The following is a 12,154-nucleotide window of genomic DNA, read 5'->3' on the forward strand; positions in this document are numbered from 1 at the left end:
GGCACCCGGTGCCACAATGGATCTCGTACGACCGTCACAGCGCACCCGGCACCGGCCCGGCAGCGGAGCCGGGCCGAGGAGAGGAACACGAGCTGATGACGGACCGACACCGCGTCGAACGGGCGCCGGGGGCGGTCGCGCCGCCGTGGTCGCGCGCCGACGGCCTGATCGTCGTCGGCGTGACGGCCCTGGACCTGTTCGGCTACTCCCTCAGCGGCGAGGCCGAGGGCAACCCGGCCACGGTGCCCGGTCTCGCCGCGGTCGCCGTGTCGGGGCTGCCGCTGCTGTTCCGGCGTCGGCATCCGGGGGCGGCGTTCGCCGGGGCGCTGGCCCTGGCTGCGGTGATCGGTCTGATCATGGTGGGGCCTGGCGGGCTCTCCGCCGCGCTCGTCGTCGGCCTGTTCACCGTCGTGCGGAGCTGCGGTGTCCGGGGGACGGTGGCGGCGGGCGCGGCGAGCCTCGCCCTGCCGTTCGTCAGCCGGATCACCGGCCCGTGGCCCGCGCGGATGGACGTGGTGGGCACGGCCCTCGCCACCGCTCTGGTGATCGGCGCCGCGGCCGCGTTCAACCGCTGGCAGCGGGACGTGGAGGCGAACCGGCGGCTCCTCGCCGACCGGGCGGTTGCCGAGGAGCGCCGCCGCATCGCGCGGGAACTGCACGACATCGTGTCCCACCACATCACCACCATGCAGTTGATGGCGGGCGGCGCCCGGGCCAATCTCACGCACGACCCCGAGGTCGCGCGGGGCGCCCTGGTCACCCTGGAGGACTCCGGCCGCATGGCCCTGCGCGAGATGCGCCAGCTCCTCGACGTGCTGCGGGCGGACGACGAGCCCGACGACGCACCCCCGTCGCCCCAGCCCGGCGCCGCCGACCTCGACCGCATCGTCGCCGAGTCCCGCCTGGCGGGGCTGCCCACCGACTTCCGCGTCCACGGCGAGGAGCGCCCGCTGCCGCCGACCGTGGGCCTCACCGTCTTCCGCATCGTCCAGGAGGCCCTGACCAACGCCCGCAAGCACGCGGGCGAGGCGCGGGCCGAGGTGCGCCTCACGTACGCCGTCGACCGGGTCGACGTGGAGGTGCGCGACGACGGCGGAGGCGCGCTGGTGGCGGCGGGGCACAGGGCGCCGTCGCGTCCGGGGCGCACCGGGTACGGCCTGGTCGGCATGCGGGAGCGGGTCGCGCTGCACGGCGGCTCCCTCACGACCGGGCCGCTGGACGGCGGCGGCTTCGGGGTGACGGCGAGCCTGCCGCTGGCTCCGGGCGAAGAGGACGGGCTGCCGCGATGACCGAGTCACAGGGCTATGGAGCCGTTCCGTCCAGCGAGCCCGCGGACCCTGCTCTCGTCCCGTCCAGCGAGCCGTCGGACCACGCCGCCGTACCGATGAACGAGTCCACGGACCACGCCGCCGTACCGTCGAGCGAGTCCTCGCACCGCGTCCGAGTGCTCATCGCCGACGACCAGCCGCTGGTGCGCCGTGGACTCGCCCTCATCCTCACCCCCGACCCGGCGTTCGAGGTGGTCGGCGAGGCGGAGAACGGCGAACAGGCGGTCGCGCTCGCGCGTTGGCTGCGGCCCGACGTCGTCGTCATGGACATCCGCATGCCGGTGCTCGACGGGGTCAGGGCGACCGAGGAGCTGACGCGGGTGCTGCCCCGCTGCCGGGTGCTCGCCCTGAGCACCTTCGACATGGACGAGTACGTCGTGGGGGCGCTGCGCGCGGGCGCGTACGGGTTCCTGCCGAAGGACAGTTCGCCGGAGGAGCTGATCGCGGCGGTGCGCACCGTGCACGCCGGTGAGGCGGCCGTGGCCCCGCGCCTGCTCACGCGGCTCATCTCCACGTACGTCCGGGCCCCGGACCTGCCCCGGCAGGCCGCGCCGGTGGTGGACGTGGGCGAGCTGACGCCCCGCGAGGTCGAGGTGTGGCGGCTGATCGCGACCGGGCTCGACAACACGCAGATCTCGGAGGCGCTGGACATCAGCGTCTCGACGGTCAAGAACTACATCACCAGCATCTTCGTCAAGCTCGGTGTCCGGGACCGCGCGCAGGCGGTGATCGCCGCCTATGAGTCCGGCCTGGTCGAGGCGGCCGCCCGGGCGGCGGACGGTCGAGGGGCGGACGGTCGAGGGGCGGACGGTCGAGGGGCCGCAGGGGCGGAGCCGCGCGACGGATCGACGCCGTGACGTAGAGCCCTGCACACAGGGGCGAAGGCGGCTACCGTGGTGCGGGTGCTTGGGAAGTAGGCACATCGACAAGTGACTTGACGGCTGAAGCGGGGAAAGGGTTCGGCCGCGAGTGTCCACGGACACGCGTGTGTCCACGGACGGCTGATGTGTGCTGTTCCCAGGCTACGAGGAGACCGAACCGTGAGTCAGGATCCCCTGGACCCGACCTCGAACGACCCCGGCCGCGAGGCCGACGCACCGCCCACGCCGCCCGGGCCTCTCCCCGCGACCGGCACGATGCCGGGGCCCAGGCAGCACGATGTCGCCCTGCGCAACCGCCAGTTGGCACACGCCTGCGTGGAGCGCGCCCAGGACATCCTGATCGGCCGCTACCGGCTCGATTCGTCGCAGGTGGCGTTCGACCTGCTGCGCCGGACGTCACAGCGCATGAACATCAAGCTGCACACACTGGCGGAAGCGGTGATCCGGGTGCCGGGCCCCGACGCGGACGCCGAGCTGTGGTTTCCCGGGCGGGCCCGCTACAGCCCGCCGCCGCTGCCGGGCCTGGCCGGGCCCGAGGGGGACCACAGCGGGCACGGGGCCGTCCTGAAGTCCACGCTGCGGCGGGTCCTGCACCTCACACAGGCCGGGATGGGCAACGTGCAGGTGGCGGAGCACGGGATGCTGCGCCTGGAGAGACACACCGGGCTGAGCCGGGAGTTCACCGACTTCTTCGCCTTCGTGCAGGACTCGACGACGGCGTGCGCACAGGCCGCCCAGGAGGGTCGGCAGGTGACGGTGAAGGACGTGGCGGTCGCGGAGGTCTTCGACGAGGACTCCCGGCACACCATCCTGCGGGCGGGCAGCCGGGGCTGCCACAGCGTTCCCCTGACGGGTCCGGGCGGTGCCGTGCTCGGCATGGTCTCCTCGCACCACGAACGCCCCCTGGCCGGCTTCACGCGCACGCAGCTCGACGAGTTGCAGGCCGTCGGGGAGCAGGTCGGCCGCTGGCTGGCCTGGCACCGCAACACCCGCGTCCTGGACGCCCTCGAACACCTCCACGCCGCAGCGGCCGCCCTGCGCTGACACGACGGGCCCGCCCGCTCACACCCGCCGCCACCGCGCGCACGCCCACGAGAAGAGGCCGAACGCCACCAGCGCGAGCGCCACCGCCACGAGCAGCCACGGCCCCGCCGGGGTGTCCCGGAACGAGCGCAGGACGTCGTCCATCCCCTTGGCCTCCCCCGGCTCGTGCCGCACGGAGGCCACCAGGACGAAGGCCCCGGCCGCGGCGAAGACGGCGCCGCGGCCGCTGCCGCCCACCACTCCGAGGGTGTCCACGGTCCGCCGTACGGGGGTGGGCATCTCGTGCGTCCGCAGGTGCTTGTGGTACTTGCGCCGCACCGCCCGGACCGCGATCCACACGCCGGCCACGGCCACGCCCGCGCCCACGGCGCCGACGATCCACTGCCCCGCGGGCCAGCCCAGCGCGGTCGCCGTCACATCGTCGCTCTGGCGGTCGGACGAGCCGCTGCCGCTGCCCTTGTCCCCGGTGACGTAGGCCAGGACGGAGTAGCCGACCACGCCGTAGAACACGGACCGGCCCGCCGACGCGAGGCGCTTCTTGGCCCGGTGGCCGTCCGGTCCCGCCTGCCCGAACAGCGCCTCCGAGAGCCGCCACAGGGCCATGCCCACGAGGGCGAGACCGAGGAGCCACAGCAGGGCGTTCCCGAAGGGCTTGTCGGCGATCTCCGTCAGGGCGCCGCCCCGGTCGGCCTGCCGCCCGCCGTCGTCGGCGAAGGCGATGCGCAACGCGAGGACGCCGACGAGCGCGTAGAGGACGCCCCGCGCCACGAATCCGGCGCGTGCGGCCGCCCCGACGCCTCGCCCCTTCGCCACTCGGCGCGCCTGTCGTGTCCCGTCGCGTACGACGCCGTCGAATCCCATGGCCCCGCGAGTGCCCCGGTAGCGCGCCGCGATGCGCGTGAATCGGACGGGCGCGGCCGCGGACAGGACCGCGAAGGGAGGCCGCGGACGGGACCACGAAGGGACAGGAGGAGCCGATTCTCACTCTGTGCCGTATACATGGGGGTCGTTGAAGCGCACGGAGCGGGGTAACCGGAGGGCAGACTGTGCCAACCGTGTGAGGGTGCGTCATGTCGGATGCTTCGCTGCGGGCCGTCGGCTGGGCCCAGTCCTTCCCCGTGTCCCGAGGCGTCAGAGCCGGGCGGGAGTGGGCCCGCGCCCACATGGAGTCCCTGGGGTGGGCGCGTACGGACCCGGACGCGGTGGACTCCGTCGTCCTCGCGGTGTCCGAGCTGGTCACCAACGCCCACCACCACGCCCGCACCAGCGCCCAGGTGGTGCTGACCTGGGACGGGAAAGGGCTGCACCTGACCGTCCACGACTCCGGGCCGGGGTCCCCCGCGCCGCGCCCGGCGGACGACACCAGCGTCAGCGGCCGCGGCCTGGCCATCGTGGACGCCCTCGCCGACACCTGGAGCATCCATCCCACGGCGGACGGCAAGACCATCACCGCCTGCTTCAAGGGCCCCGGCGACGCCCCCTGCTCCCGGCGCGAGGCCTGACGGCGCTCCCCCGCAAGGCCTGATTCCCTCCCTCCCGCGGAGAGCCTGACCTCTCCCCCGGCAAGCCGGACCCTTTCGCCCGGCCAGCCGAGCCTCTCCCGTGAAGAGCCCAGCCGTGGCGAAGGTATGGACTTGACCGCGAGGTCTCCCTACGCTCTGCCGCATCACGAACTGAGAGCGCTCTCAGCAACTCTGGTCCACCACACACCCGTTGGAACGACGAGAGGTCCCCCACTGTGAGACGCATCATCCCCGAAAGACGCACCACACGCCTCGGCCTGTCCGCCCTGCTCCTGATGGCCACCTGCGCCGGCACCGGACTCACCTCCGCCGCTGCCGCCGACCGCGAGACCACCGGCGACCGCACGTCCCGACCGCCCGCCTCCGCCGCTCTCCTGGCCGCCATGGAGCGCGACCTCGGCCTGACCCCCGCCGCCGCGCGCGAGCGGCTCGCCGACGAACGGCGGGCCACCACGACCGAGCGGTCGGCACGCAAGGCCGCCGGTGCCGCGTTCGGCGGCGCCTGGTTCGACGAGCAGCGCGGCGGGCTCACCGTCGCGGTGACGCAGCGGCGGGCCCTCGCCGACGTCCGCGCGACCGGCGCCGACGTCCGGCTCGTCGAACACAGCACCAGGGAGCTCAACGCGGCGAAGGCACGCGTCGACAAGCTCGACGCCCCCGCGGACGTGGCCAGTTGGCGCGTCGACCACAAGGCGAACCGCGTCGTCGTGGACGTCGTCGCCGGACATCGTGGCGACAACGATGTCAGCTCCTTCCTGCGGAAGGCACGAGCGATCGCGCCCGTGCAGGTGGCGACGGTTCCCGAAGGACCGCGGACCTTCGCGGCGGGGACGGTCGGCGGCGACCCGTACTACACCGGCAACGTCCGCTGCTCCATCGGCTTCTCGGTGCACGGCGGCTTCGTGACGGCCGGGCACTGCGGGCGCGCGGGCGCGTCGGTGCGCGGCTGGGACGGGTCCGCCATGGGCACGTTCCAGGGCTCCTCGTTCCCCGGTGACGACTACGCGTACGTGTCCATCGGGCACGGCTGGTGGACCGTGCCGGTCGTCCTCGGCTGGGGCACCATCCCCGACCAGCTCGTGCGCGGCTCGGCCGAGGCGCCGGTCGGATCGTCGATCTGCCGCTCCGGGTCCACCACGAAATGGCACTGCGGCCGGCTCCTCGCCAAGAACGAGACCGTCAACTACTCGGACGGCACGGTCGTGCACCAGCTCACCAAGACCAGCGTCTGCGCCGAAGGCGGTGACTCGGGCGGCTCGTTCATCAGCGGCGACCAGGCCCAGGGCGTGACCTCGGGCGGCTGGGGCAACTGCGGCAGCGGCGGCGAGACCTGGTACCAGCCGGTGAACGAGATACTCGGGCGCTACGGGCTGAGGCTGCACACCGCCTGATCGCGCACGACCCTTCGGCCCCGTCCGGCCGCACCCGGGCGGAGCCGACTCCGGGGTGCCGAAGGACCGCGCACGCGTCACGCGGCTTTCGGCACCCCGGACCTGCTCAGTCCTCCAGGGCGTCCACGACGTCGTCGAGGCGGACGAACTTGAAGCCCGTGGCCTCGCGTCCGGACTCCTGCGGGGTCTCGTCGCCGTCCTGGACGACGAGGAGCCCGTGCGGATACTTCGCGCCGAGCGGGGCGTTGAGCGCCGCGGCCCCGTCGCACTCCTCGGAGCCGTCGAGGGTCGCGGAGGCGGCGCTCACGCGGAAACCGCCCTCGTACTCGTTGTCCTCGCCGCGTTCGCGGTCGTACGCGGCGAAGGTGTTGTCGCCCTGGCTGGAGGCGAGGACGTATCCGTCGCCGTCGCGCTCGGTCAGGAGCGTGAGGCCTTCCACGTCCGCGGCGAGCCGCTTGCCGCCGTAGCCGGGGTCGGCGCCCGGCGCGCACTCGTCCGTGGCCTCGTCGTAGGTGCCCGGCACGCCGTACTCGCGGACCTTGTCGACCAGGGTGGGTGTGCCGGTGAGGTCGGCGCGCAGCCGCCAGATGCCGACGTCCTCCTGGCCCGCGTAGAGGGTGCCGTCGGACGGGTCCACGACCATGCCCTCGACCTGGGGCAGTTGGCCCGGTTCGGCGCACGGCGTCCAGGAGGTGCCGTCGGGGAGCCGGAAGGCCGACGGCAGGTCGAGGGTGCGTACGGTGCGGTAGCCGACCGTGCCGGACCGGCCGGGGAGCAGTTCGAGGAGCGCGACGCGGGTGCGCTCCCGCTGGCTGACGACGGCGTACGAGCGGCCCGTCGCCCGGTCGGTCCAGGTGGCCAGGCCGTAGGCGGTGCGTTGTTCGTTGATCTCCCCCTGGTCGGCGGAGAAGACGGGTGCGGCGGCCGGGTCGGTGACGTCGGTGAGCGGGCCGCCCGGGCGGTCGCGGTCGATGCGGTAGAAGCGCAGCCGGTCGTTGCCCCGGTCGCTGGTGACCGCGATGTCGGCGCGGCCGGTGGACAGCTTCAGGCCGGTGACCAGGTCGACGTTGTTGAATCGGCCGGGGGCGTCGCCGGGTGCCGGTCCTGCGGGCGCGGGCAGGTGCTGTATCTGCCGGGCGTCGAGGTCGTACACCCGTAGGCCGCCCTCCTTGGCCGTGGCGACGACCAGACTGCGGCCCGGGTCCGCGGTGTTCCGCCAGATCGCCGGGTCGTCGGCGTCGGAGTTGCCGCCCGCCTCGTCGTCGTACAGCGGCGCCGTCTCGGCCCGGGGTGTGAGCGCGGGCAGGGCGCCGGGCGCCTGCGCCTGCGCGGGGGCCGCCGCGGCGAGTGCGGCCAGGGCGGTGGCGACGGCGAGGACGCTCGGTCTGCGGATACGGGCCTTGGGCACGGAAGGGCTCCTTCGGTTCCTGACGGACGCGGTCCCTGCGGGACGCGGTCACGGCGGATGCCGTTCATGACGCGGATGCTGTTCGTGGCGGACTTCGGTTCGTCCCGTACGCGCGGGCACACCCGGCGTCCTGCGAGGCCGCGTGCGCACGCAGGCTCTTACGTGCTCATGCAGGGTGACGGGCGGAAGTACGCCCGCGGAAGAGGGCACGTCATGCGCGCGAACGGCATGCGCACGGCGGGGACACTGGCGCGAAAGCGCTGTCTCCCGGGCCCCCTCCCCCGGCCGACAATGGCGGCAGTCGGACACGGGACGGGGGAATCCGGTGAGGTACACGTGCTGCCCTGACGGAACGTGGGAGCGGGCCGCCGCCCGCCCGGCACCCGCGCTCAGGCCCGGCGTCGTCGGCTACCGCGGCTTCCGCTTCGACCTGACCAGGGCCCGGCGGCGGCTCGAACTCCCCGACTTCATGACGACGTTGGTGATCCTGTTCGGGCAGCGGCTGAGCGTGTGGGAGGCCGCGGGCGCCGGGCGCGCCGCCAAGTCGACGTACACCTCCGTGTACGCGGGGATGCAGTCCCGGGCCCGGCTCGGCGAGCACGACGGGCGGCTCAGCGGCGTGGAGGTGGTGATCGCCCCCTGGGCGGCGTACACGCTCTTCCGTACGCCGATGAACGCGCTGGCCAACCAGTTGGTGGAGCCCGCCGATCTGCTGGGTCCCCGGTTCCGCGGCCTCGACGAGCGGCTCGACCTGTGTCCGGACTGGGCCTCGCGCTTCGCGCTCCTGGACTCGACGCTCACGAGCTGGCTCCAGGACGGGCCGCACGGCTCGGCGGAGGTGCTGTGGGCCTGGCAGCGGCTCAACCGCACCGCGGGCCGGATCCCCGTGCACGCCCTGGCGCGCGAATGCGGCTGGAGCGAGCGGCACTTGGAGCGGCGCTTCGAGCAGCAGCTCGGGCTGCTTCCGAAGGCCGCGGCGCGCGTCCTGCGGCTGCGCAGCGCCGTCGGCCTGCTGTCCCAGGGGCACAACGGCGCCGCGGCCGCCTCCCTCGCGGGCTACTCCGACCAGGGCCATCTGAGCCGGGAGTTCAAGGGCATGACCGGCTGGACCCTGTCCCGCTTCGCCCGCACCCGCGCGCTCGCCCACAGCGGCCCGGCGGAGGTGGACCGCGGCGAGCGCAGGCCCACGAGCCTGGTCCTGCCGGACTGACCCGCCGGTTCGACCGCGCCGGTGCTCCCCGGTCCCCGCGCTCCCTCCGGTACCACCCGGGCGCGCTCCCCGGACACCGGCCTTCGCATAGCGGATTGAGCCATCCCCCGGCGAGGTCGGTTTTCTTCAATACGTCCCCGGGCCCCTTTGCGAGGCTGCGTCGCACCACCGGCGTGGCCGGCGTCCCGCGGACGTCGACGCGCCGCGGCGCTGGACCGACTGACCACCGGCACCCAGCACCCACTTGTCCGAGCCAAGACATCGCCCGACGGCGATCAGCGAAGGAAACAACGGGGGAAGCACATGCCCATGCCACGCGCCGAGAGCGTGCGTGCCGTTCTGGAGGCCGACGGGCACACCGTCGTGGACCGACTCTCCGGACAGCGGCACGCCATCGAACTCCTGCAGGACATCGGCCGGTTCGTGCCCCAGTACACGGGCACCGTGGAGCACGAGGTCGTGCACCGTCCCGGCAACGACGGCCGCGCCTACTCGCAGAGCCGCAACACGATCCGCGCCCACACCGAGGCCCCGGGCTGGGACCCGAGCCCGCGCCACCTCGCCCTGTACTGCCACCGGCAGGCCCGCTGCGGCGGCGGCCACACGGACCTGCTCGACGGACGGCTCCTGGAGAAACTGCTGAGCCCGGCCGAGCACGCCCTCCTGACCGATCCCCGGCTCGCGTTCCCCGGCCCGGGGGACGGCACCGTCACCGTGCCGATGCTGTACGAGGAGGACGACGGCCGCCCGGTGCTCAGGTTCAGCTACAACCTGCTGACCGCCGCCGACTACGACGCCGCCCTCGACGCCTCCCCTGAGCCCGAGTCGCTGCCGCTCGGGCGGGCGGGCGCGGCCCTGGCCCGCCGGGTGGGCGAGCTGTTCGACCAGTACCGCACGCGGATCCTGGTGCCCGACGGGTCCCTGCTCATCTGGGACAACCAGCGGATGCTGCACGCCCGTTCCGCGTACGAGGACGCCGACCGCCACCTGACGCGCTACTGGATCGCCGCATGAGCGCCCCGGGAACCCGCACGGTGTCCGGCCGCAGGCTCGCCGCGCTGGTCCGTGACCGGTGCGCGGACGCCGACCTCGCACACGACGTCGACGTGGTCGGCCAGGTCCTTCCGTTCAAGGTCAGCGGCCATGTCATCGACCATCTGGTGGACTGGAAGAGCGCCCCCGACGACCCGCTGTACCGGCTGCTCTTCCCGCACCGCGACATGATCGACCCGGCGCACTTCCGGGCCGTGGAGCGCGCCCTGGGCGACCCGGCCGAGCTGCGGGCCACCGTGGCCGCCGTCCGCCGCGACCTCAACCCGCACCCCGGTGAGCAACTCACCCGGAACATCCCGCGCCTCGACGAGGGCGACGAGGTCGAGGGCATCCAGCACAAGTACGCCCAGACAGCGCTTGTCTTCCCCCGGCACGGCCAGACGTGCCATTCCTACTGCTCGTACTGCTTCCGCTGGGCGCAGTTCGTGGGCGATCCGGGGCTGCGCATCGCCGACGACGGGCCGCGTCGCGTCACCGACTACCTGCGGCACCACCCCGAGGTCAGCGACGTCCTGTTCACCGGCGGGGATCCGCTGGTGATGCGCACGGACCTCCTGGAACCGTACGTGGACGCGCTGCTGCGGCCGGGCCTCGAACACATCACGACGGTCCGCATCGGCACCAAGGCGCTCTCCTTCCACCCGGCGCGGCTCGTCAGCGACCCGGACGCGGCGCCGCTGCTCCGGCTCCTCGAACGCCTGGTGCGGGCGGGGCGGCACGTCGCCGTCATGGTGCACGTCTCGCACCCGCGCGAGCTGGAACCGGACCTGACGCGGCTCGCCGTCGGGGCCCTGCGCGCGACGGGCGCCGAACTGCGCTCGCAGGCACCCGTCGTCCGGCACGTCAACGACGACGCCGGCGTGTGGGCGGACTCCTGGCGCGCGCAACTCGCCCTCGGCATCCACCCGTACTATCTGTTCGTCGAGCGGGACACCGGCGCGCGCCGCTACTTCGGACTGCCGATCCAGCGCGCGTACGAGATCCACCGCGACGCGACGACGCAGCTCTCGGGGCTCGGGCGCACCGCGCGCGGGCCGGTCATGTCGACGACCGAGGGCAAGGTGACTGTGGACGGGCCGACGCGGCTTCCGGACGGCGAGCGGGCGTTCGCGCTGCGCTTCCTCCAGGCACGCGATCCCGACCTGGTGGGCCGCCCCTTCCACGCCCGGTGGGACCCGGACGCGCAGTGGTGGTCCGAGTTGGTTCCGACCGCGGACCACGACCGGCGGTTCTTCCCGCAGGGCGCGCTGCCGGCGCCCGTACGTCAAGGGGGCCCGCGCTGAACGCCTCCCCGGCGGGCTCCGCGACGGGTGTCGCGCTCGCGGCCGTGTCCGCCTGCACCTTCGGCACGGTCGGCCCCGCCACCAAGGTCCTCGACTCGGCGGGCCTGACGGCGATGGAGATCGCCCAGGCCCGCCTGTCGGTCGCGGCGGTGCTGCTGCTCGCGTTCGTCGCCCTGACCCGGCCGCGCGCGCTGGTCGCCGCGGCGCGGGAGGCGTACGGCGTCATCGCGGTGCTCGGCGTCTTCTCCTTCGCCACGCTGCAGACCCTGTGCGGTGTCGCTGTCGCCCGCATCCCCGTCGGCGTCTTCGTGGTGCTGCAGTTCCTGGCGCCGGTCATCGTCGTCGGCTGGCTGCGGTGCGTGCGGCGGGTGCCGCAGCCCCGGCTCGTGTGGACGGGGACGGCCGTGGTGCTCGTGGGGCTGCTGCTCGTGGGCGAGGTGTGGTCGCGGCTCCGGCTCGACGTCGTGGGCGTGCTCGCGGCGCTAGGGACGGCGGCGGCGCTCTCGGTGCGCTTCCTGGTCGCCGGGCGGGCGCTGGTACGGCACGACCCGGTCACCGTGACCGCCCTCGGCATCGCGGTCGGCGCGCTCGCGCTGAACATCGTCTCGCCGGTGACGGCCTTCCCCTACGGCACGCTCGGCGACACGGTCCGCCACGAGTCGGTGTCCGCGCCCGTGTGGGTGGTCGTGGTGTGGGCCGCGTTCGTCGCGACGCTCGTCGCGTACGTCAGCGGCATCGCGGCCCAGCGGTTCCTGGCGCCGTCGGCGGCGAGCCTGTTCGCGACGCTGGAGGTCGTGGCGGGGGCGGGGGCCGCGTACCTGTTCCTCGGCCAGACGCTGACGCCCGTGCAGTGCGCGGGTGTTGTCACGGTCCTGGCGGGGGTGGCGCTCGCGCAGCGGACGATGCGCACGTCGGCCCGGCAGGGCGGGCCGCGCGTCGATCCCCTTCCGGCTGCGGGATCCCCCCTTCCGGTGCCGGCCGAGTCCCGGCACGCGGCAGCAGAACCCCACGAGAGCCCGAGAGGAACCTGAAC

General features: G+C 73.8%; 11 protein-coding genes. 9 read left to right on the top strand and 2 right to left on the bottom strand.

The window, feature by feature from the left end; translation table 11 throughout:
* Positions 1 to 95: 95 nt before the first annotated feature.
* The 3 genes from ACFVHO_RS01075 to ACFVHO_RS01085 all read left to right on the top strand — a co-directional run bounded on the left by ACFVHO_RS01075 (position 96) and on the right by ACFVHO_RS01085 (position 3,253).
* The gene (locus tag ACFVHO_RS01075; RefSeq protein ID WP_385708296.1) at positions 96 to 1,289 is read left to right on the top strand and encodes a sensor histidine kinase; all 1,194 of its coding nucleotides are present in this window, start codon (positions 96 to 98) and stop codon (positions 1,287 to 1,289) included.
* 95 nt (positions 1,290 to 1,384) lie between these two features.
* On the top strand, positions 1,385 to 2,185 hold the full coding sequence (locus tag ACFVHO_RS01080) for a response regulator (RefSeq protein ID WP_385708614.1): 801 nt from the start codon (positions 1,385 to 1,387) through the stop codon (positions 2,183 to 2,185).
* Between the two features lie 183 nt (positions 2,186 to 2,368).
* The gene (locus ACFVHO_RS01085; RefSeq protein ID WP_385708299.1) at positions 2,369 to 3,253 is read left to right on the top strand and encodes a GAF and ANTAR domain-containing protein; all 885 of its coding nucleotides are present in this window, start codon (positions 2,369 to 2,371) and stop codon (positions 3,251 to 3,253) included.
* Positions 3,254 to 3,271: 18 nt separating this feature from the next.
* On the opposite strand, the gene ACFVHO_RS01090 is transcribed toward ACFVHO_RS01085, so the two are convergent.
* The gene (locus ACFVHO_RS01090; protein WP_385708302.1) at positions 3,272 to 4,114 is read right to left on the bottom strand and encodes a DUF1206 domain-containing protein; all 843 of its coding nucleotides are present in this window, start codon (positions 4,112 to 4,114) and stop codon (positions 3,272 to 3,274) included.
* A 209-nt stretch (positions 4,115 to 4,323) separates the two neighbouring features.
* Between ACFVHO_RS01090 and ACFVHO_RS01095 the strand changes: the two genes are divergently transcribed.
* On the top strand, positions 4,324 to 4,755 hold the full coding sequence (locus ACFVHO_RS01095; RefSeq protein WP_385708305.1) for an ATP-binding protein: 432 nt from the start codon (positions 4,324 to 4,326) through the stop codon (positions 4,753 to 4,755).
* A gap of 296 nt (positions 4,756 to 5,051) precedes the next feature.
* A complete protein-coding gene (locus tag ACFVHO_RS01100; protein WP_385708617.1) occupies positions 5,052 to 6,167 on the top strand; it encodes a S1 family peptidase in 1,116 nt (371 codons plus the stop codon).
* Positions 6,168 to 6,273: 106 nt separating this feature from the next.
* On the opposite strand, the gene ACFVHO_RS01105 is transcribed toward ACFVHO_RS01100, so the two are convergent.
* Positions 6,274 to 7,575 carry a phytase gene (locus ACFVHO_RS01105; protein ID WP_385708308.1) on the bottom strand — a complete coding sequence of 434 codons (1,302 nt, stop codon included), beginning with the start codon at positions 7,573 to 7,575 and terminating at the stop codon, positions 6,274 to 6,276.
* A gap of 325 nt (positions 7,576 to 7,900) precedes the next feature.
* Between ACFVHO_RS01105 and ACFVHO_RS01110 the strand changes: the two genes are divergently transcribed.
* The 4 genes from ACFVHO_RS01110 to ACFVHO_RS01125 all read left to right on the top strand — a co-directional run bounded on the left by ACFVHO_RS01110 (position 7,901) and on the right by ACFVHO_RS01125 (position 12,152).
* Entirely contained in the window at positions 7,901 to 8,785 is an 885-nt protein-coding gene (locus ACFVHO_RS01110) for a helix-turn-helix transcriptional regulator (RefSeq protein WP_385708311.1), read from the top strand.
* Between the two features lie 303 nt (positions 8,786 to 9,088).
* Positions 9,089 to 9,799: a TauD/TfdA family dioxygenase gene (locus ACFVHO_RS01115; RefSeq protein WP_385708313.1), complete on the top strand. Its 711-nt coding sequence runs from the start codon at positions 9,089 to 9,091 to the stop codon at positions 9,797 to 9,799.
* Positions 9,796 to 11,121: a KamA family radical SAM protein gene (locus ACFVHO_RS01120; protein WP_385708315.1), complete on the top strand. Its 1,326-nt coding sequence runs from the start codon at positions 9,796 to 9,798 to the stop codon at positions 11,119 to 11,121. The genes ACFVHO_RS01115 and ACFVHO_RS01120 overlap by 4 nt, the downstream gene beginning before the upstream one ends.
* Complete coding sequence (locus tag ACFVHO_RS01125) at positions 11,028 to 12,152, top strand: EamA family transporter (RefSeq protein ID WP_385708318.1); 1,125 nt, start codon at positions 11,028 to 11,030, stop codon at positions 12,150 to 12,152. Before ACFVHO_RS01120 ends, ACFVHO_RS01125 begins: the two co-directional genes overlap by 94 nt.
* Positions 12,153 to 12,154 lie beyond the last annotated feature (2 nt).

Source organism: Streptomyces sp. NPDC127108, assembly GCF_042677545.1.
Taxonomy (GTDB): domain Bacteria; phylum Actinomycetota; class Actinomycetes; order Streptomycetales; family Streptomycetaceae; genus Streptomyces.